Origin of the sequence: Morganella sp. EGD-HP17 (assembly GCF_000512315.2) — a bacterium.
Taxonomy (GTDB): Bacteria; Pseudomonadota; Gammaproteobacteria; order Enterobacterales; family Enterobacteriaceae; genus Morganella; species Morganella morganii.
The window spans coordinates 337450-357141 of the sequence record NZ_AZRH01000002.1; the positions used below are offsets into that span (position 1 = coordinate 337450).

Annotated in this window: 19 protein-coding genes; 16 read left to right on the forward strand and 3 right to left on the reverse strand. The window is 53.5% G+C overall.

Features of this window, described 5'->3' with window-relative positions:
- The first annotated feature begins 2 nt into the window (after positions 1–2).
- The 9 genes from rlmH (at position 3) to X965_RS04070 (ending at position 9198) form a co-directional block, all read left to right on the forward strand.
- Positions 3–473, forward strand: a complete 471-nt coding sequence (gene rlmH / locus X965_RS04030; RefSeq protein WP_004235593.1) for a 23S rRNA (pseudouridine(1915)-N(3))-methyltransferase RlmH — start codon at positions 3–5, stop codon at positions 471–473.
- A gap of 56 nt (positions 474–529) precedes the next feature.
- Positions 530–2410, forward strand: coding sequence for a peptidoglycan DD-transpeptidase MrdA (gene mrdA, locus X965_RS04035; protein WP_032099116.1), 1881 nt, complete (start codon positions 530–532; stop codon positions 2408–2410).
- A gap of 5 nt (positions 2411–2415) precedes the next feature.
- Entirely contained in the window at positions 2416–3528 is a 1113-nt protein-coding gene (mrdB, locus tag X965_RS04040) for a peptidoglycan glycosyltransferase MrdB (protein WP_004235591.1), read from the forward strand.
- A 17-nt stretch (positions 3529–3545) separates the two neighbouring features.
- Positions 3546–4535: an endolytic peptidoglycan transglycosylase RlpA gene (gene rlpA / locus X965_RS04045; protein WP_036417130.1), complete on the forward strand. Its 990-nt coding sequence runs from the start codon at positions 3546–3548 to the stop codon at positions 4533–4535.
- Between the two features lie 93 nt (positions 4536–4628).
- Positions 4629–5843 carry a D-alanyl-D-alanine carboxypeptidase DacA gene (gene dacA / locus X965_RS04050; RefSeq protein WP_004235589.1) on the forward strand — a complete coding sequence of 405 codons (1215 nt, stop codon included), beginning with the start codon at positions 4629–4631 and terminating at the stop codon, positions 5841–5843.
- 68 nt (positions 5844–5911) lie between these two features.
- A complete protein-coding gene (gene ybeD / locus X965_RS04055) occupies positions 5912–6175 on the forward strand; it encodes a DUF493 family protein YbeD (protein ID WP_004235588.1) in 264 nt (87 codons plus the stop codon).
- Positions 6176–6316: 141 nt separating this feature from the next.
- Positions 6317–6949, forward strand: coding sequence for a lipoyl(octanoyl) transferase LipB (gene lipB / locus X965_RS04060; RefSeq protein WP_004235586.1), 633 nt, complete (start codon positions 6317–6319; stop codon positions 6947–6949).
- 131 nt (positions 6950–7080) lie between these two features.
- Positions 7081–8046: a lipoyl synthase gene (lipA, locus tag X965_RS04065; protein ID WP_004235585.1), complete on the forward strand. Its 966-nt coding sequence runs from the start codon at positions 7081–7083 to the stop codon at positions 8044–8046.
- Positions 8047–8349: 303 nt separating this feature from the next.
- Positions 8350–9198: an EamA family transporter gene (locus tag X965_RS04070; protein WP_004240855.1), complete on the forward strand. Its 849-nt coding sequence runs from the start codon at positions 8350–8352 to the stop codon at positions 9196–9198.
- A 90-nt stretch (positions 9199–9288) separates the two neighbouring features.
- Here the strand turns inward: X965_RS04070 and cspE are convergent, their stop codons facing one another.
- The 3 genes from cspE to mnmH all read right to left on the reverse strand — a co-directional run bounded on the left by cspE (position 9289) and on the right by mnmH (position 11429).
- On the reverse strand, positions 9289–9498 hold the full coding sequence (gene cspE / locus X965_RS04075) for a transcription antiterminator/RNA stability regulator CspE (protein WP_004235583.1): 210 nt from the start codon (positions 9496–9498) through the stop codon (positions 9289–9291).
- Between the two features lie 199 nt (positions 9499–9697).
- The gene (locus X965_RS04080) at positions 9698–10165 is read right to left on the reverse strand and encodes a methylated-DNA--[protein]-cysteine S-methyltransferase (protein ID WP_004235582.1); all 468 of its coding nucleotides are present in this window, start codon (positions 10163–10165) and stop codon (positions 9698–9700) included.
- 181 nt (positions 10166–10346) lie between these two features.
- Positions 10347–11429 (reverse strand): tRNA 2-selenouridine(34) synthase MnmH, encoded by a 1083-nt coding sequence (gene mnmH, locus X965_RS04085; RefSeq protein ID WP_004240857.1) that lies wholly within the window; start codon positions 11427–11429, stop codon positions 10347–10349.
- Between the two features lie 308 nt (positions 11430–11737).
- Between mnmH and nrdH the strand changes: the two genes are divergently transcribed.
- The 7 genes from nrdH to proX all read left to right on the forward strand — a co-directional run bounded on the left by nrdH (position 11738) and on the right by proX (position 19549).
- The gene (nrdH, locus tag X965_RS04090; RefSeq protein WP_024474189.1) at positions 11738–11956 is read left to right on the forward strand and encodes a glutaredoxin-like protein NrdH; all 219 of its coding nucleotides are present in this window, start codon (positions 11738–11740) and stop codon (positions 11954–11956) included.
- A 21-nt stretch (positions 11957–11977) separates the two neighbouring features.
- Positions 11978–12394 (forward strand): class Ib ribonucleoside-diphosphate reductase assembly flavoprotein NrdI, encoded by a 417-nt coding sequence (gene nrdI, locus X965_RS04095; RefSeq protein ID WP_004240863.1) that lies wholly within the window; start codon positions 11978–11980, stop codon positions 12392–12394.
- Positions 12395–12424: 30 nt separating this feature from the next.
- A complete protein-coding gene (nrdE, locus tag X965_RS04100) occupies positions 12425–14545 on the forward strand; it encodes a class 1b ribonucleoside-diphosphate reductase subunit alpha (RefSeq protein WP_004235574.1) in 2121 nt (706 codons plus the stop codon).
- 24 nt (positions 14546–14569) lie between these two features.
- A complete protein-coding gene (gene nrdF, locus X965_RS04105; RefSeq protein WP_036417132.1) occupies positions 14570–15532 on the forward strand; it encodes a class 1b ribonucleoside-diphosphate reductase subunit beta in 963 nt (320 codons plus the stop codon).
- Between the two features lie 604 nt (positions 15533–16136).
- Positions 16137–17342: a glycine betaine/L-proline ABC transporter ATP-binding protein ProV gene (gene proV / locus X965_RS04110; RefSeq protein ID WP_024474192.1), complete on the forward strand. Its 1206-nt coding sequence runs from the start codon at positions 16137–16139 to the stop codon at positions 17340–17342.
- Complete coding sequence (gene proW / locus X965_RS04115; RefSeq protein ID WP_036417134.1) at positions 17329–18468, forward strand: glycine betaine/L-proline ABC transporter permease ProW; 1140 nt, start codon at positions 17329–17331, stop codon at positions 18466–18468. The genes proV and proW overlap by 14 nt, the downstream gene beginning before the upstream one ends.
- A gap of 82 nt (positions 18469–18550) precedes the next feature.
- Complete coding sequence (gene proX / locus X965_RS04120; protein ID WP_004235570.1) at positions 18551–19549, forward strand: glycine betaine/L-proline ABC transporter substrate-binding protein ProX; 999 nt, start codon at positions 18551–18553, stop codon at positions 19547–19549.
- The last annotated feature ends 143 nt before the right edge of the window (positions 19550–19692 follow it).

Sequence of the window (19692 nt, forward strand, 5' to 3'; positions counted from 1 at the left end):
TGTTGAAGTTACAGCTCATTGCCGTCGGCACCAAAATGCCTGACTGGGTCGAAACCGGATTTCAGGATTATCTCCATCGTTTTCCGAAAGATATGCCGTTTGAACTGACCGAAATCCCGGCCGGAAAGCGGGGAAAAAACGCGGACATCAAACGGATCCTGGAAAAAGAAGGTGAGTTAATGCTGGCGGCGGCGGGCAAAGGCAACCGGATTGTCACACTGGATATTCCCGGCGCACGCTGGGATACCCCGCAGCTGGCCGGGCAACTGGAACGCTGGAAGCAGGACGGACGCAACATCAGCCTGCTTATCGGCGGCCCGGAAGGTCTTTCGCCTGCCTGTAAAGCAGCCGCAGAACAGAGCTGGTCTCTCTCCCCGCTGACCCTGCCGCACCCGCTGGTGCGTGTGCTGGTCGCGGAGAGTCTGTACCGTGCCTGGAGTATTACTGCCAATCATCCGTATCACAGGGAATAACCGCAGTGCCCGGTCTGAACGCGCCTGACGGCGATAAGAAAAAACACAAGCAACGGATGGACTTCCGCGATTACAGCGCGGAATCCGCCCTGTTTATCCGCCGTGCGGTGGTTGCATTTATCGGTATTGTTATTTTATCTGCCGTACTGGTGGTGAATCTCTATCATCTCCAGATTAACCGCCATGAAGATTATCAGACCCGTTCCAATGATAACCGGATCAAACTGGTGCCTATTCCGCCGAGCCGGGGTCTGATTTATGACCGCAAAGGCACGCTGCTGGCGGAAAACAGAACCATTTATCAGCTCGAAATCGTGCCGGAGAAAGTCACTGACCTGCCGGACGTACTGAATGAGCTGCGCGAGATTGTCGATCTGACCGATGAAGACATCGCGAATTATGAAAAAGAACGCCGCCGTTCGCGCCGCTTTACCTCAATTCCGCTGAAAACTCCGCTCAACCAGATACAGGTGGCGCGGTTTTCGGTAAATCAGTACCGCTTCCCGGGACTGGAAATCAAAGGCTATCAGCGCCGTTTCTACCCTTACGGCTCCGCCCTGACCCATGTTATTGGTTATGTGGCGAAAATTAACGACAAAGATGTCGAGCGCCTGGATAAAGACGGTCTGTTGCCGAACTACGCCGCCACTCATGACATCGGAAAGCTGGGTATTGAGCGCTATTATGAATCCGTTCTGCACGGCAAAACCGGCTATGAGGAAGTGGAAGTCAACAGCCGCGGCCGCGTGATCCGCCAGTTACACGAGCAGGCACCGCAGGCCGGGAAAGATATCTATCTGACGATTGATCTTGAATTGCAGATGTATATCGAAAAACTGCTGACCACCAGCCGTGCGGCTGTCGTGGTGAGTGATCCGCGCAACGGCGAAATTCTGGCACTGGTGTCCAACCCGAGTTATGACCCGAACCTGTTTGTGAACGGCATTTCCGGCCCGGATTACCGGGGCCTGCTCAATAACCCGGATCGGCCGCTGATCAACCGCACCACCCAGGGGCTCTATCCGCCGGCATCCACCGTGAAACCATTTATTTCTGTGGCGGCACTCAGCGAAAAAGTGATCACCCGTAACACCACGATTTTTGATCCCGGCTGGTGGCAGTTGCCCGGCTCAGAAAAACGTTACCGCGACTGGAAACGCTATGGTCACGGCAACCTGAACGTAGTGAAATCGATTATTGAATCAGCGGATACCTTCTTCTATCAGGTGGCGTATGACATGGGGATCGACCGTCTGTCCGCCTGGATGACCCGCTTCGGTTACGGCGAATATTCCGGTATCGATCTGATGGAAGAGTACAACGGTGTGATGCCGACCCGTGAATGGAAACAGCGGCGCTATAAGAAACAGTGGTATCAGGGCGATACCATCCCGGTCGGGATCGGCCAGGGATACTGGACATCAACACCGATCCAGATGTCAAAAGCCCTTAATACCCTGATAAATGATGGTGTGGTGAAAACACCGCACCTGCTGCTCGGCACCAAAGAAGGTAGCGGTATGCTGCCGTATGAGCAGAAAGAATATATTGCTATCGGTGATATTCATTCCGGATACTGGGAGCTGGCCAAGTCCGGGATGTTCGGCGTGGCCAACGCACCGAACGGCACCGGCCGCAAATTCTTTGCCGGTACGCCGTACAAAGCAGCCGCCAAATCCGGTACAGCACAGGTGTTCAGCTACGAAACCTATAACGCCAGCAAACTGGCGGAACGCCTGCGCGACCATAAATTAATGATTGCTTACGCACCGTACGATAACCCGAAAGTGGCGGTGACCATTATTCTGGAAAACGGCGGTGCAGGCCCGGCAGTCGGTACTCTGGTCCGCCAGATCCTTGACCACGTCCTGCTGGGTGATAACAACACGGTACTGCCGGATGCTCCGCCATCACCGCCCGGCAGTGAAACAGAGTGATGCCCATGACTGATAATCCGCGCAAAGTATCCCTGATGACCCGCATGCACATCGACTTCCCGTTGCTGGTGCTGCTGCTGATCCTGCTGGTTTACAGTGCATTTGTGCTGTGGAGTGCCAGCGGGCTGGATCCGGAAATGATGGAGCGCCGCCTCGGGCAGATTTTCTCCGGTATCATCATTATGCTGGTTCTGGCGCAGATCCCGCCCCGCGTGTATGAGACCTGGGCACCGCACCTCTATATTGTCTGTGTCATCCTGCTGGTCTTTGTGGATGTCTTCGGGCAGATCAGTAAAGGCGCGCAGCGCTGGCTGGATCTGGGGATTGTCCGTTTCCAGCCGTCCGAGATTGCCAAAATTGCCGTTCCGCTGATGGTGGCGCGGTTTATGAACCGCGACCAGTGTCCGCCGACCCTGAAAAATACCGCCATCGCCCTGCTGCTGGTGGTGGTGCCGACCCTGCTGGTCGCCGCACAGCCTGACCTCGGGACATCCATTCTGGTGGCCGCCTCCGGTATTTTTGTACTGTTCCTGGCCGGAATGAGCTGGCGCCTTATCGGGATAGCCCTGCTGCTGCTCGCCGCCTTTATTCCGCTGCTCTGGTTTTTCCTGATGCACGATTACCAGCGCGGCCGCGTGATGATGCTGCTCGATCCGGAAACCGACCCGCTCGGTGCCGGTTATCATATTATTCAGTCAAAAATTGCCATCGGCTCCGGCGGACTGGCCGGAAAAGGCTGGATGCTGGGCACACAATCCCAGCTGGAATTCCTGCCGGAACGTCATACTGACTTTATCTTTGCCGTCCTCGCGGAAGAGCTGGGGCTGGTCGGGGTGATCTTCCTGCTGGTACTCTATCTGCTGATCATTATGCGCGGGCTGATGATTGCCGCCCGAGCCCAGAATACCTTCGGACGGGTGATGGTGGGCGGTCTGATGCTCATCTTCTTTGTCTATGTGTTTGTGAATATCGGCATGGTCAGCGGGATCCTGCCGGTGGTCGGTGTGCCGCTGCCGATGATGAGTTACGGCGGCTCCGCCCTGATTGTATTAATGGCAGGGTTTGGTATTGTCATGTCAATTCATACACACCGTAAGATGCTGTCAAAAAGCTTATAATACATTACGAGGTTTTCATGCGTTTACAATGGATTGCGGTCACAGCGATGGCCGCGTTGCTGGCAGGTTGCCCGTCAGTGCAGCCGCCGGTCAAACAGACACCGCCGCCGGGCCCGGCAAAAGAGATTCTCGGCGCCGTACCGGCCTACGAGCCGCTGCATCCGGGCGCGAATAATGATTACGTCCGTAATGGTCAGCAGTATCAGATTGTCCGTGATCCGGAAAACTTCAGTCAGCAGGGATATGCCTGGATTTATGGTCAGGCCCAGAACGGTAACCGGACCGCTACCGGCGAAATCGTCAACAGCGCCGAACTGACCGCATCCCACCCGACGCTGCCAATCCCCGGCTATGCGCGGATCACCAATATGGCGAATAACCGCATGATGGTGGTGCGGATTAACGATCGCGGCCCGTATATGCCGGGCAAACAGATCGGGCTTTCCCGCGCTGTCGCAGATCGCCTGAACCTGCTGCCGAATACCAAAATTAAAATTGACCCGATTGTGGTTGCGGAAGACGGCTCGCTGAGCGGCTCCGGGACTGTCGGTACCGTGGTCGCCAAACAGAGCTATGCCCTGCCGGGCCGCCCTGAACTGGGCAAAACCAGTGCTCTCGGTACGCCGGTGACCAATACCACCCCGGTGGTACCGATCAACAGCCGTCCTGTTATGGCACAGCCGCAGCCGGAATCCGCACTGATCCCGATCGTCAAACAGCCCGCAGCACCGGCAGAAACCCAAACTGAGAACACCGCCGCACCTGCGCCGCAACAGGCCGCCGTCAGCGGTTACCGTGTCCAGGTGGGTGCCGTGGCAAGTGAGGAACGCGCATCACAGTGGCAGAAAGAACTCAGCGACAAACTGGGTGTGCCCGGTATGACAGAATCCTCCGGTGATATGTTCCGTGTCCAGCTGGGGCCGTTTACCAGCCGTGAACGGGCCGCCGAAGTACAGGGACGCCTTCAGCAGCAGCTGAATATGAATTCATTTATCCTTGCACCTTAAAAACAGGCAGTGATAACACTACGCGCTGTCATAGCAGTTTTGCTATGATAGCGTTTCTTTTTCACCGTCATCATCAATGTTGTTTTAACACTCATGAAATACGCAACGACTTATCAACACCGCGCCGGGCGCCTGGCCGCTTTCGGTCTGACCCTGGCACTGAGCGCCGCAGCTTCTGCCGCTGATGTTCCGAATCTGAATACCACCATCCCGCCTGTTCCGGATATTGAAGCGGAATCCTATATTCTGATGGATTACCACTCCGGCAAAGTGCTGGCGGAGAAAAATGCCGATGTCCGCCGTGATCCGGCCAGTCTGACCAAAATGATGACCAGCTATGTCATCGGCCAGGCAATGAACACCGGTAAATTTACGCCGGACACCATGGTCACTATCGGGGAAAACGCCTGGGCAACCGGTAACCCGGTATTCCGCGGCTCCTCGCTGATGTTCCTCAAACCGGGCGAGCGCGTCAGCGTGGCGGATCTCACACGCGGTATCAACCTGCAGTCCGGTAATGATGCCTGTGTGGCGATGGCCGAGTTTGTTGCCGGTGATCAGGACACATTTGTCGGCCAGATGAACCAGTATGTGGCGCAGCTTGGTCTGAAAAATACCCACTTTAAAACCGTTCACGGTCTCGATGCCGACGGCCAGTACAGCAGTGCGCGGGATATGGCGCTGATTGGTCAGGCGATGATCCGCGACGTGCCGAATGAATATGCTATCTATAAAGAGCGCTCATTCACCTATAATAATATTACCCAGCAAAACCGTAACGATCTGCTAGGTGATAAAAGCCTGAATGCGGACGGAATTAAAACCGGCCACACCAACGGCGCTGGCTATAACCTGGTCGCTTCCGCCACCGAAGGGGATATGCGTCTGATCTCCGTGGTGATGGGCACCAAATCTGCCAAAGCCCGTAATGCGGAAAGCAAGAAACTGCTCACCTGGGGCTTCCGTTTCTTTGAAACGGTCAGACCGATGCAGAAAGACAACCCGCTGGTCTCGGAAATCGTCTGGTTCGGTGATAAAGACAAAGTGCAGTTAGGAGTGGAAAATGATGTTTATATCACCATTCCGCGCGGCCGCCTGAAAGATCTGAAAGCCGGTTTTGTCCTGACCGATCCGGAGCTGCATGCGCCGCTGGCGAAAAACCAGGTGGTCGGTACCATTAATTTCCAGCTCGACAACCAGATCATTGAAACACGGCCGCTGGTCGTGACGGAAGCGGTACCGGAAGGGAACTTCTTCAGCCGTCTGATCGACTACATCCGCCTGCTGTTTCACCGCTGGTTCGGCTGAGACTTGAAATCAGATGAACTATCCCCATATTTAGTTCATCTGACGTTTTGCTTTATTAAGGAGCACCCATGAAAACCAAACTCAATGAACTGTTAGAGTTCCCCTGCTCATTTACCTACAAAGTGATGGGTGCCGCTGAACCGGAATTAGTGAATGATGTTCTGGAAGTGATTCAGCGCCACGCGCCGGGTGACTACAGTCCGTCAATCAAACCAAGCAGCAAAGGAACCTATCATTCCGTTTCTGTCACCATTGATGCGACACACATTGAGCAGATCGAGAATCTGTACGAAGAATTAGGCGCGTTAGAGCGCGTCAGAATGGTGTTGTAACACCGTCATTTCTTCATCATTTCAGGCCGCCTTTCCGGGCGGCTTTTTTTTATCCCTCTGAACATTTTATGCGCATCACTGGTACGCATTTGCCGTGCGCGTTATACTGCTGGCCCGGCATACCGAACTGAAGATACCATTTTGCAAAATAACACCATTATTTTACGTCAGCTGGGCCTGCGGCCTTATCATCCTGTCTCTGAAGCCATGCACCAATTTACTGAACAGCGTACGGCGGAAACCGGCAACGAGATCTGGCTGGTCGAGCATGAGCGCGTTTTTACCCAGGGCCAGGCAGGGAAAGCCGAACATGTTATCTCCCCCGGTGATATCCCGGTGATCCAGTCTGATCGCGGCGGCCAGGTGACCTACCACGGCCCGGGACAGCAGGTCATGTATGTGATGATTGATCTCAAACGCGACAAAATCGGTGTGCGCGAACTGGTAACCGCGCTGGAAAATTCAGTGGTTGAGACCCTGAAACAGTGGAATATTGACGCTTACCCGCGCCCGGATGCGCCCGGTGTTTATGTGGCGGGTAACAAAATCTGTTCACTCGGTCTGCGGATCCGCAACGGCCGCTCATTCCACGGCCTGGCGCTCAATATCAATATGGATCTCGAGCCTTTTCACCGTATTAATCCGTGTGGCTATGCCGGTCTCGCCATGACACAAATGGCTGATTTTGTTCCCGGTATTACCCTTGCGGATGTTCAGCCCGTGCTGACCGCACAATTCTGCCGGCAATTAGGATTCCAACTTGCCGCAGAATAGTGATATAATTTTTTTAACATTTTTAAAAAGATTTTTAAAAGATTGATGACTTCGTTACATTCAGCAGACAGGCCGTCACCACGGCACTCATCAATCACTATCCGATGAATCTAACCGGAAATGACATAAACATGAGTAAACCAATTCAGATGGAACGCGGTATCAAATACCGTGATGCCGATAAAATGGCGCTTATCCCGGTCAAAAACCTGGTATCAGAGACGACCGAACGATTACGCAAACCAAGCTGGATGAAAATCAAACTTCCGGCTGATTCCCATAAAATCAAAGGGATCAAAGATGCAATGCGCCGTAACGGCCTGCATTCTGTCTGTGAGGAAGCCTCCTGCCCGAACCTGAGCGAATGCTTTAACCACGGTACCGCCACGTTTATGATCCTCGGGGCTATCTGCACCCGCCGCTGCCCGTTCTGTGACGTTGCCCACGGCCGTCCGAATGCACCGGATGCCAACGAACCACAGAAACTCGGTCAGACCATCAAAGATATGGGACTGCGTTATGTGGTGATCACCTCTGTTGACCGTGATGACCTGCGTGACGGCGGCGCACAGCACTTTGCTGACTGTATCACCGCTATCCGCGACCACAGCCCGGCGATTAAAATTGAAACCCTGGTGCCGGACTTCCGCGGCCGTATGGATAAAGCACTGGAAATCCTGACCGCCACTCCGCCGGATGTCTTCAACCACAACCTGGAAAACGTACCGCGTATTTACCGTCAGGTGCGCCCGGGCGCTAACTATGAGTGGTCACTGAAACTGCTGGAACGCTTTAAAGAAGCCCATCCGGAGATCCCGACCAAATCCGGCCTGATGGTCGGCTTAGGCGAAACCAATGAAGAGATCCTCGATGTGATGCGCGACCTGCGCCGTCACGGCGTGACCATGCTGACCCTGGGGCAGTATCTCCAGCCGAGCCGTCACCATCTGCCGGTTCAGCGTTATGTCAGCCCGGAAGAGTTTGAGGAAATGAAAGCCGAAGCAATGGCGATGGGCTTCACTCACGCCGCCTGCGGCCCGTTTGTCCGCTCTTCTTACCATGCTGATTTGCAGGCCAAAGGCGAAGAAGTTAAGTAATTTCCCGCCATTCTGTGAATACCTGAAACCGCCGCTGAAAAACGGCGGTTTTTTTATGCCGATCCGGTGATAACGCTGGTAACGGGCAAAACGAAAAGTCGCTGTAAACACATCCTTGTGCGCTCGGATCGCGCCATCCATGGCGCTTACGCTTTTCGTTCGCCTGCCCGTTACCGGCGTTTTATCTGACCGGAAAAAAAACCAATGATATATGTCTTTTGTGCTCTGCCCCGCTGCCGCTATTCCCACTGCAACTGATGCGGATTATGATGCGTTCCATATCACATTATTAATGAGTAAATTATGAAACGTAGTGGCGTTTTATGTCTGACAGCACTCGCTCCCGCCGTCTGGGGCAGTACCTATCTGGTGACCACCGAAATGCTGCCCGCTGGTTATCCGATGACTGTTGCCATGCTGCGTGCCTTACCCGCCGGTCTGCTGCTGATGCTGTTTATCCGCCAGTTACCTAAAGGGATCTGGTGGGGGCGGATTTTCGTGCTCGGGGCACTGAACTTCGCGGTGTTCTGGTGGCTGCTGTTTGTCTCGGCCTATCGTCTGCCGGGTGGCGTGGCTGCGACCGTCGGCGCTATTCAGCCGCTGATTGTGCTGCTGCTCTCCCGCATGGTGCTGGGCAATGTACTGAAGCCGCTGGCAGTGCTCGGCGCACTGTGCGGGATAGGCGGGGTGGCACTGCTGTTACTGACACCGCAGGCAAAACTCGACACCATCGGTATTATTGCCGGGTTAGCAGGTGCGTTCTCCATGGCCGCCGGTACCGTGCTGAGCCGCCGCTGGCAGCCGGATGTCTCACCGCTGACCTTTACCACCTGGCAGCTCACCGCAGGCGGATTACTGCTGCTGCCGGTCTCTCTGCTGCTTGAACCGGCACTGCCGCCGCTGACGCTGCTCAATATCAGCGGATTATTGTATCTGGGGCTGATTGGCGCGGCGCTGACCTATCTGTTCTGGTTTCGCGGACTGGCAATCCTCGGGCCGAATTCCGTGGCATCGCTCGGTTTTCTCAGTCCGCTGACGGCGGTACTGCTGGGCTGGTTTGTGCTGGATCAGCAACTGAGCCTGTTACAGTGTGCGGGGGTTATCGTGGTGATCGGCAGTGTCTGGCTCAGCCAGGTCGCCAACCGGCGCTGATATAAAAAAACCCGTTACTATGGTGAGTAACGGGTTTTCGTCACGATAATGTCGAATTAAAATAACAGCTACGGTATAGCGTGTTACAACTTAAATCGAGACAACGTTTGCAGCAGACGGGCCTTTAGCGCCATCAACGATTTCAAATTCCACTTTCTGGCCTTCTGCCAGTGTTTTGAAACCGTCGTTCAGAATTGCAGAGAAGTGAACAAACACATCTTTGCTGCCGTCTTCCGGAGTGATAAAACCGAAACCTTTTGCTTCGTTAAACCACTTCACGTTACCTTTGCGCTTTGACATTCAAAAAAACCCTTTAACAAGTGATAGTACTTCATCAGTACCCAGCCAGTCGTTTTCAGACTGTATTGATCCTGCCGGGCAATCTGGTTCGATACTAAACTACCCGCCGGATAACGTCATTGTGAGAGATATTCCGCTGATATACCAGAGGATTTGTCCTGGTTATTTCAACGGTCAGCAACATTTGCCACCTTTTTACTCAGATAATGCCCTCATGGCGCAACAGCCACTGCTTAATATCCAGCCCGCTGCTGTATCCGCCCATTGAACCGTCGTGTGCAATCACCCGGTGGCACGGAATAATCAGACAAACAGGGTTACGCCCGTTTGCCATACCAACCGCGCGGCAGTAATTGGCAGAGCCCAGCTTCAGCGCCAGATCTTTATAAGACCAGGTGATCGCAAACGGAATAGTTGATAACTGCGCCCACACCCGGGTCTGGAATTCCGTACCGTGCGGATTGAGTTTCACACTGAAATCCTGCCGTTTCCCGGCGAAATATTCATCCAGCTCATGAATACACTGTCTGATATGCGGGTTATCACTGTCTGTCTGCGCCGGCGCAGTATCATCAAATCCCAGTTCAGTGATCCCCTGCTCATCCGCGCTGATAATGATATAACGGCGGGGAAATCCGGCCGGAGCCTTTATATAAGTCGTTGCCATACGTCTGCCCTTTGTGCTGGTTTTGCTATAGCAAAACCTAATTATGATAAAGAGACAAACATCATTTACGTCATTCATCTCACAACAGAGAAAATAACGAGGCAAATGAATTCATGCAAGTCAGTTCACCGGAAAATGATACCCCGGTGAACAGCTTTGTGACGAATGATGAGACGGCGGATTATTTCAGCCAGTCAGCGACGGCTTCATAGGTGCCGCGAAAGAGGATGCGGTCGGTTTTTTTGCTCAGCTGATAGCGGTACATCGGGTCGTAATATTCTTCCAGCAGCGGACACAGCCACGAGAAGTGAGCTTCGGTATTGCCGCTGCGCCACTGCTCGGCAAGTGCACTGTCGAGCAGCGCGGTCAGTTCCGCCGCCCGCTGCGTGCCGAGCCGCCGCCGGATAGCTGACAGCCCGTGATGCAGATACTCACTGTATGCCTCACGCCCCTTTTCCTCACCGTATGCGGCGGTGAAATCATGAGTCATGCGGTCAAAATATTCTTCTTTCAGCCGTTCCAGACGGCGCTCAAACGGATCTTCCACCACCACCAGCGAAGCCTGTGCCATTTGCACCCGCAACGGCTCCGGCAGGCCGTTGGCACCGATGGCGCGGCCTTCATCCTCCAGCACCCAGCGGGTCCCGGCGTTTTCTTTTTTTATCATGGCGGCAGCGAGATGGTTTTCAAATGTCGCCTGGGCAAACTGCGCCTCCAGCGTGCGCCCGAAAGACGATCCGCGGTGATGCGCCAGTCCTTCCAGGTCGATACCGTCCGCCAGTTCGCCCACCAGCGTGGTTTTACCGCTGCCGGTACAGCCGCCGATCAGAATCACCGGACGCGCCACCAGCTCTTCCGTCACCTGAATCACCGCCTGACGCAGTGCTTTGTAACCGCCGGTGATCAGCGGGTATTCCGTTCCCGCATCCCGCAGCCACTGCTGCACGATATGTGAACGCTGGCCGCCCCGGGCACAGCAGAGGTAGCCCTGCGGATAATCCGCACAGGCCGCCAGCCAGGTTGCTATCCGCTGCTCACGGCGTTCACCGCTGACCAGCTGATACCCCAGCGCCAGCGCCTTTTCAGCGCCCTGCTGCTTATAACAGGTACCGACAGCGGCCCGCTCCTCATCATTCATCAGCGGCAGATTGTGTGAGGCAGGCATGGCTCCCTGGCTGAATTCAACCGGCGCGCGGACATCAATCAGCGGGGTATCAGAAGCAAGGAGTGTGCGGATAGTTCGGGAAGACGGAGCTAATTCCATAATAAATGTGTGATTTCAGTTCAGATGCCAATAAATTCAGCTGTCTGCAAAAGACAGTTCAGATTTTTTTATTGTACGCCTGACGGGGACATTTGTCGCTGCGGATTTTCCCCCTCCGCATATTCACCGTGCAGACAGTTCATCATGCATTTACTCACATCCGGATTAATAATAGTGATAATCATTCAAAGTGCAAAAACACCATATATAGTGTGGTTGATATATTTAATATCTACATATAGTATTCAAAACACAGTTAACCCACGATATCTGCTCATAACGGGCAGCGATAACCACGGGAAACCGCCATGACAGTGACTATCTACAGCAAACCCGATTGTGTGCAGTGCAATGCCACCTACCAGATGCTGACACGGAAAAATATTCCGTTCAGTGTCATTGATATCACTCAGGATGAGCAGGCGTATCAGCATGTCCGCACACTGGGATATCAGCAGGTGCCGGTGGTGATCGCCGGTCAGGATCACTGGGCCGGGTTCCGTCCCGACAAACTTGCCGCCCTCTGAACCGCACACGCCGGAGGCACCATGACCACGCAGGCACTGATTTATTTCTCCACCCGTTCAGAAACCTGTCACCGTTTCACGGAAAAACTGGGGATCCCGGCCACACGGCTGCCGGAAGATGGTGACCTTACCGCCACTCAGCCCTTTGTGCTGCTGGTGCCGACCTACGGCGGCGGCCATCACAGCGGCGCGGTGCCGCGTCCGGTGATCCGCTTTCTCAACCGGCCTGAGAACCGGGCACTGCTGCGTGGTGTGATTGCCGCCGGAAATACCAACTTTGGCCGCGCTTATGCCATCGCCGGTGACATTATCGCCGCCAAATGTCAGGTGCCGTTTTTATACCGTTTTGAACTGCTCGGCACACAGGCGGATGTCGATAACGTCCGCCGCGGCTTACACCAATTCTGGCAGCAGCAGGCCGCTGAGACCGCCTGCTGAGTGCTGCTTACCTGATTCCGGGATAACACGATGACCACTGAATACACGGATTACCACGCCCTGAATGCCATGCTCAACCTGTATGATGCAGAGGGTAGGATCCAGTTTGATAAAGATGTCACGGCGGCGCACCACTACTTCCGCCAGCATGTGAATCAGAACACCGTGTTTTTCCACAATCTGCGGGAAAAGCTCGATTTTCTGATTAATGAAAACTATTACGAAGCTGACGTCATCGGACAATATGATTTTGAATTTATTAAAAATCTGTTCCGGCTGGCGTACAGCAAAAAATTCCGCTTTGCGACCTTCCTCGGTGCCCTGAAATATTACACCGGCTATACCCTGAAAACCTTTGACGGCCAGCGCTATCTGGAGCGGTTTGAAGATCGCGTCTGTATGGTGGCGCTGACACTGGCGCGGGGAGATACGCAACTGGCAGAGCATCTGCTGGAGGAAATCATCAGCGGACGTTTCCAGCCCGCCACCCCGACCTTCCTCAACTGCGGCAAAAAGCAGCGCGGGGAGTTTGTCTCCTGCTTCCTGCTGCGTATTGAAGACAATATGGAATCCATCGGACGCAGTGTGAACTCGGCCCTGCAACTCTCCAAACGCGGCGGCGGTGTGGCATTTTTGCTGACTAACCTGCGTGAGTCCGGTGCGCCGATCAAACTGATTGAAAACCAGTCCAGCGGCGTGGTGCCGGTGATGAAGATGCTGGAAGATGCCTTTTCCTATGCCAATCAGCTGGGCGCGCGCCAGGGAGCCGGGGCGGTATATCTGCATGCACACCATCCGGATATCCTCACGTTTCTCGATACCAAACGGGAAAATGCGGATGAAAAAATCCGTATCAAGACCCTGTCTCTCGGCGTGGTGATCCCGGATATCACCTTTGAGCTGGCCAAAAATAACGAGCCGATGTACCTCTTCTCCCCGTACGATGTGGCGCGGATTTACGGCAAACCGATGTCAGAACTGAGCATCACAGAGCACTATGCGGACATGGTGAATAACAAGGCCATCCGCAAACGCAAAATCAATGCCCGTGAGTTTTTCCGCATCCTGGCGGAGATCCAGTTTGAATCCGGTTATCCCTATATTATGTTTGAGGATAATGTGAACCGTGCAAACCCGGTCGCCGGTTACATTAATATGAGCAACCTCTGCTCGGAGATCCTCCAGGTCAACAGTGCCAGCGAATACAACGACGACCTCAGTTACCGCCATACCGGGCGTGATATCAGCTGTAACCTCGGCTCGCTGAACATCGCGAAAATGATGGATTCCCCGGATTTCGCCCGCTCCGTTGAAATCGCTGTACGCGGGCTGACCTCGGTGTCAGATATGAGTCAGATCCGCAGTGTGCCGTCCATCGATCACGGCAACCGGGGCTCTCATGCTATCGGGCTCGGGCAGATGAATCTGCACGGTTATCTGGCGCGGGAGCATATTCATTATGGTTCAGAAGAAGGTATTGATTTCACCAATATCTATTTTTTAACCATCGCCTATTATGCCCTGAAAGCCTCCAACCAGCTGGCAATTGAGCGGCAGCAGACCTTCCGCAATTTTGAGCAGTCTGCCTATGCCAGCGGGGAGTATTTCAGTAAATACATCACACAGAAATGGGAACCGGCGACAGAAAAAGTCCGCGCCCTGTTTGCTGATGCCGGAATTGCCGTTCCGTCACAGGCGGACTGGCAGCAGCTGAAAGAGAGTGTGATGGCGCACGGGCTGTACAACCAGAATTTACAGGCAGTCGCACCGACCGGATCGATTTCCTATATCAATCACGCGACCTCCTCCATTCACCCGATTGTGGCCCGTATTGAGATCCGTAAAGAAGGCAAGCTCGGCCGTGTCTATTACCCGGCCGCCTTTATGACTAACGATAACCTTGAGTATTACCGGGATGCCTACGAAATCGGGCCGGAAAAGATTATCGATACTTACGCCGCCGCCACGCAGCATGTTGATCAGGGCTTATCCCTCACCCTCTTTTTCAGTGATGAGGCGTCCACCCGCGATATCAACCGCGCACAGATTTATGCCTGGCGCAAAGGGATAAAAACCCTCTATTACGTGCGTCTGCGTCAGTCTGCGCTGGAAGGCACCGAAGTGGCGGGCTGTGTTTCCTGCGCCGTATAAACCGTTTTATATCAGGATATTATCATGACCACATTAAGCCGCATTTCCGCGATTAACTGGAACCGGATTGAGGATGACAAAGATCTCGAGGTCTGGAACCGCCTGACCAGCAACTTCTGGCTGCCGGAAAAAGTGCCGCTCTCCAATGACATTCCGTCGTGGCAGACACTGACCCCGGCAGAGAAACAGCTGACCATCCGCGTGTTCACCGGGCTGACCCTGCTGGACACCATTCAGAACACGGTCGGCGCACCGGCGCTTATCCCGGATGCCCTGACACCGCACGAGGAAGCGGTACTCTCCAACATCAGCTTTATGGAAGCGGTGCATGCCCGCTCTTACAGCTCGGTTTTCTCCACGCTCTGCTCCACACAGGAGATTGATGACGCCTACCGCTGGAGTGAAGAGGAACCGCCCCTGCAAAATAAAGCGGCGATTATCCTCGGCTATTACCGTGACCCGCACCCGCTGAAAAAGAAAGTCGCCAGTGTGTTTCTGGAATCCTTCTTATTCTATTCCGGATTTTATTTACCGATGTACTGGTCAAGCCGCGCCAAGCTGACGAATACCGCCGATCTTATCCGCCTGATTATCCGGGATGAAGCAGTTCACGGCTATTATATCGGCTATAAATTCCAGCGCTCATTACAGAATTATGATGAACAAACCCGCAAAGAAATAAAGGAATTTACCTTCAGTCTGTTATTTGATTTATACGAGAATGAAGTCAGTTATACGCGGAAATTATATGACGGTGCCGGATGGTCTGAGGATGTGATTAAATTCCTGCATTATAATGCCAATAAAGCACTGATGAACTTAGGCTATGAAGCACTGTTTCCGGAGAGTGTGACGGATGTCAGTCCGGCAATATTATCGGCGCTGTCACCGGATGCCAACGAGAATCACGATTTCTTTTCCGGATCCGGCTCTTCTTATGTGATAGGTAAAGCAGTGAACACAGAAGATGAAGACTGGGATTTTTAAATCAATCACTTCCGTTTAAGTATCGTACTATAAACACCGGTTTTATTAATGCACTGATATTGCAGCATATTTATATCAGTGCATTTTTAGCTCACAAAACAACCTGAATCATCAATTTTTACGGGGGTATTTTCCGGTTATCAGGATGTTTTTATCGAGTTATTTCCAGACTTAAGCGAAATATCTGTTATTGCACCAATAATTACACATCATTATTAATAAATATATTTAATGTGGTGCAATTTTTTTTCCCTGTTTTCGCGATGAATCTCACAACTTACTGACGCCGGGATTATCCGGCAAAATATCATCATATTCCCTTTTCAGGCATTCCGGATAAAAAGCGGTTAAAACAAGTGCCTGGTTAACTTTCCGGTACTTTTCCTTTCTTATTTTCCGCAGATTATTCATATATTAATGAAATAAGATATTCAGCGGATCCCGGTGATTTTACACCAAAAATATATCCGTTCTTTTTGATTAATTCTCATAAACAAGGGGTTGTCAGCATTATCTCGTATGCTAGGGTAAATAACGTTTTTTTCAGGGAGAGGATCCACATTTACCCATTTCACATCCACGTTATTCTGAATGGATATACTGCATGGCAATAAAACTCGAAGTTAAAAATCTTTATAAAATATTCGGTGAGCACCCGAAACAGGCATTTGAATTATTAGAACAGGGCCTGGACAAAGAACATATCTTTGAAAAGACCGGTGCTACCGTCGGCGTACAGGACGCCAATCTGGCCATTGAAGAAGGCGAAATATTCGTCATCATGGGACTGAGCGGTTCAGGGAAATCTACCTTAGTTCGTCTTCTCAATCGCCTGATAGAACCGACCCGTGGCCAGGTGCTGATCGACGGCGAAGATATCGCTGTGATTTCCGATCAGGCACTGCGCGAGGTACGGCGTAAAAAAATCAGCATGGTGTTTCAGTCCTTTGCTCTGATGCCGCATATGTCGGTGATCGATAATACCGCATTCGGCCTGGAACTGGCCGGGATGAGCAAAGCGGAACGCCATGAGCGCGCACTGGATGCGCTGAAACAGGTCAACCTGGAGCAGTGGGCGAATTCCTATCCGGATGAGCTGTCCGGCGGGATGCGTCAGCGGATCGGGCTTGCCCGCGCGCTGGCGAATGACCCGGATATCCTGCTGATGGATGAGGCGTTCTCCGCCCTTGATCCGCTGATCCGCACCGAAATGCAGGATGAGCTGCTGAGCCTCCAGGGCGATAAACAGCGTACCATCGTGTTTATTTCCCATGACCTCGACGAGGCCATGCGTATCGGCGACCGTATTGCCATTATGCAGGGCGGCGTTGTGGTGCAGGTCGGCACCCCGGATGAGATCCTCAATAATCCGGCTAATGATTATGTCCGTACCTTCTTCCGTGGTGTGGATATCAGTCATGTGTTCAGCGCCAAAGATATTGCCCGCCGCCGTGCGGATGCGCTGCTGCATGTTGCGCCGGGCTTCGGCCCGCGTTCGGCACTGAAAGTTCTCAATGATGATGACCGCGAGTACGGTTACCTGATTGAACGCGGACAAAAATTTGCCGGTATTGTTTCTGTTGCCTCACTGGAGGCGGCACTGAAAGCGAAAAAACCTATCACAGACGCCATTCTGAGCGAGCCGCAGGCGGTCAGTGCTGACACACCGCTCAATGAGCTGCTGACCGTTGTCGCGCAGTCACCGTGTGCTGTTCCGGTGGTCGGCAACAACAACCGCTATGCCGGGGTTATCTCAAAAGGGATGCTACTGCAGGCTTTAGATAAGGAGACGCCGAATGAGCCGGAATAATCAACAGGATACAGAACTGGATCCGTGGGCGGCAACATCAGAGCCGGATCCTTCATCAGTACAAACAGCCCCTGACGCCGCAGACAGCAGTGATCCGTGGGGAAGTGCCGCCGATACCGGCGGTGCGGATGCCGACCCGTGGGGTGGCGCGGCGGACAGCGGCAGTGACTGGCTGGATGCCGCACCGGCAGATACCGGCCCCGCGTTTGACTGGGCAAATCCGTTTGACCACTCGCTGATCCCGTTTGACAACTGGGTGACCGATGCCATCAACTGGATTGTGCTGCACTTCCGTCCGGTCTTTCAGGGCATCCGTGTGCCGATCGACTTTGTGCTCACGACCTTTGAACAGGGACTGACCGCCATTCCGGCGCCGATCGCCATTCTTATCTTTGCCCTGCTCGCCTGGCAGATGAGCGGCAAAGGGCTGGGACTTGCCACCGTGGTATCACTGACCTTTATCGGTGCCATCGGGGCATGGAATGAAGCAATGGTGACTCTGTCACTGGTTCTGACCGCCCTGATATTCTGTATTATCATCGGGTTACCGACCGGTATTGCCCTGGCGCGCCATGAACGCGCCGCGAAATTTATCCGTCCGCTGCTTGATGCCATGCAGACAACACCGGCTTTCGTCTATCTGGTGCCGATTGTCATGCTGTTCGGTATCGGTAACGTGCCGGGTGTGGTGGTGACCATTATCTTCGCCCTGCCGCCGGTGATCCGCCTGACTATCCTCGGGATCCGTCAGGTGCCCGCTGACCTGGTCGAAGCCGCAGAATCCTTTGGTGCCAATCCGCGTCAGATGCTGTTTAAAGTCCAGCTGCCGCTGGCAATGCCGACCATCATGGCCGGGATCAACCAGACGCTGATGCTGGCGCTGTCAATGGTGGTTATCGCCTCCATGATCGCCGTCGGCGGTCTGGGACAGATGGTACTGCGCGGTATCGGCCGCCTCGACATGGGGCTGGCGTCTGTCGGCGGTGCGGGGATTGTCATTCTCGCCATTATTCTTGACCGTCTGACACAATCACTCGGGAAAGATTCCCGCAGCAAAGCCGGCCGCCGCTGGTATCACACCGGTCCAGCCGGGCTTATCACCCGTCCGTTCCGCCGCGCGCCGTAACACACGGCAGGGGGCTTCCGCTCCCGCTCATTATCACCCTGCCGCTGTTATCGCGGCGGCAGGCACAACAAGAGGGAAAACGATGCGTAAGACAGCAATCGCAGCAATCGCCTTATCGGCACTCATTGGTACTCAGGCTTTCGCGGACACCGCGCAGCCGGGCAAAGGGGTCAAAGTGCTGCCTGTACAAAGCACCATTACTGAAGAAACCTTTCAGACCCTTATCGTCAACAAAGCACTGGAAGAACTCGGCTATGACGTGCAGCCGATTCAGGAAGTGGATTACAACGTAGCCTATGCGTCAATCGCCAACGGTGATGCCACCTTTATGGCAGTAAGCTGGGTGCCGCTGCACAATTCCCAGTACAAAGCGGCCGGAGGTGACGATAAATTCTACCGCAAAGGGGATTATGTCGTGAACGCCGCTCAGGGGTATCTGATTGACAAGAAAACCGCTGAGAAATACCACATCACCAATATTGAACAACTGAAAGACCCGGAAATCGCCAAACTGTTTGACAGCAACGGCAACGGTAAAGCGGATCTGACCGGCTGTAACCCTGGCTGGGGCTGTGAGGCCGCCATCAACAACCATCTGAACGCCTATAAGCTGACAGACACCGTTGAGCACAACCAGGGGAACTACGCTGCGATGATGGCAGACACCATCACCCGTTACAAAGAAGGCAAACCGGTGCTTTACTATACCTGGACGCCGTACTGGATCAGTGATGTGCTGAAACCGGGACGCGATGTGGTCTGGCTGGAAGTACCGTTCTCCTCCATGCCGGACGGCGAAAAAATTGACACCAAACTGCCGAACGGCAAAAACTACGGCTTCCCGCCGAGCACCATGCATATCGCAGCCAACAAAGCCTGGGCTGAACAAAACCCGGCAGCCGCAGAGCTGTTCGCTGTCATGAAACTGCCGGTCTCGGCCATCAACGCCCAGAACCTGCGCATGCATAACGGCGAAAACTCGCAGGCGGATATTGAACGCCACGCCAATGCCTGGATTAAAGCCAATCAGGCAAAATTCGACGGCTGGATTGAACAGGCACGCAAAGCCGCTGATAAATAACCGGATCTGAAAAAGCCTCCCGGCGGCCATAGTCATATGGCCGCTTTTTTTTACCCTCAACGAAACGTGATCAACCTCACAAAATCGATACCCTTTCCGGTCTGCTTTCTATATAGTAGCGCTCCGTAGTACCCGTAATCATT

Bases quoted from the DNA above. Each gene is read 5' to 3' on its own strand.
- mrdA (WP_032099116.1), top strand. From the start codon at position 530: ATGGACTTCCGCGATTACAGCGCGGAATCCGCCCTGTTTATCCGCCGT.
- mrdB (WP_004235591.1), top strand. From the start codon at position 2,416: ATGACTGATAATCCGCGCAAAGTATCCCTGATGACCCGCATGCACATC.
- rlpA (WP_036417130.1), top strand. From the start codon at position 3,546: ATGCGTTTACAATGGATTGCGGTCACAGCGATGGCCGCGTTGCTGGCA.
- dacA (WP_004235589.1), top strand. From the start codon at position 4,629: ATGAAATACGCAACGACTTATCAACACCGCGCCGGGCGCCTGGCCGCT.
- ybeD (WP_004235588.1), top strand. From the start codon at position 5,912: ATGAAAACCAAACTCAATGAACTGTTAGAGTTCCCCTGCTCATTTACC.
- lipA (WP_004235585.1), top strand. From the start codon at position 7,081: ATGAGTAAACCAATTCAGATGGAACGCGGTATCAAATACCGTGATGCC.
- X965_RS04070 (WP_004240855.1), top strand. From the start codon at position 8,350: ATGAAACGTAGTGGCGTTTTATGTCTGACAGCACTCGCTCCCGCCGTC.
- cspE (WP_004235583.1), bottom strand. From the start codon at position 9,498: ATGTCAAAGCGCAAAGGTAACGTGAAGTGGTTTAACGAAGCAAAAGGT.
- X965_RS04080 (WP_004235582.1), bottom strand. From the start codon at position 10,165: ATGGCAACGACTTATATAAAGGCTCCGGCCGGATTTCCCCGCCGTTAT.
- mnmH (WP_004240857.1), bottom strand. From the start codon at position 11,429: ATGGAATTAGCTCCGTCTTCCCGAACTATCCGCACACTCCTTGCTTCT.
- nrdH (WP_024474189.1), top strand. From the start codon at position 11,738: ATGACAGTGACTATCTACAGCAAACCCGATTGTGTGCAGTGCAATGCC.
- nrdI (WP_004240863.1), top strand. From the start codon at position 11,978: ATGACCACGCAGGCACTGATTTATTTCTCCACCCGTTCAGAAACCTGT.
- nrdE (WP_004235574.1), top strand. From the start codon at position 12,425: ATGACCACTGAATACACGGATTACCACGCCCTGAATGCCATGCTCAAC.
- nrdF (WP_036417132.1), top strand. From the start codon at position 14,570: ATGACCACATTAAGCCGCATTTCCGCGATTAACTGGAACCGGATTGAG.
- proV (WP_024474192.1), top strand. From the start codon at position 16,137: ATGGCAATAAAACTCGAAGTTAAAAATCTTTATAAAATATTCGGTGAG.
- proW (WP_036417134.1), top strand. From the start codon at position 17,329: ATGAGCCGGAATAATCAACAGGATACAGAACTGGATCCGTGGGCGGCA.
- proX (WP_004235570.1), top strand. From the start codon at position 18,551: ATGCGTAAGACAGCAATCGCAGCAATCGCCTTATCGGCACTCATTGGT.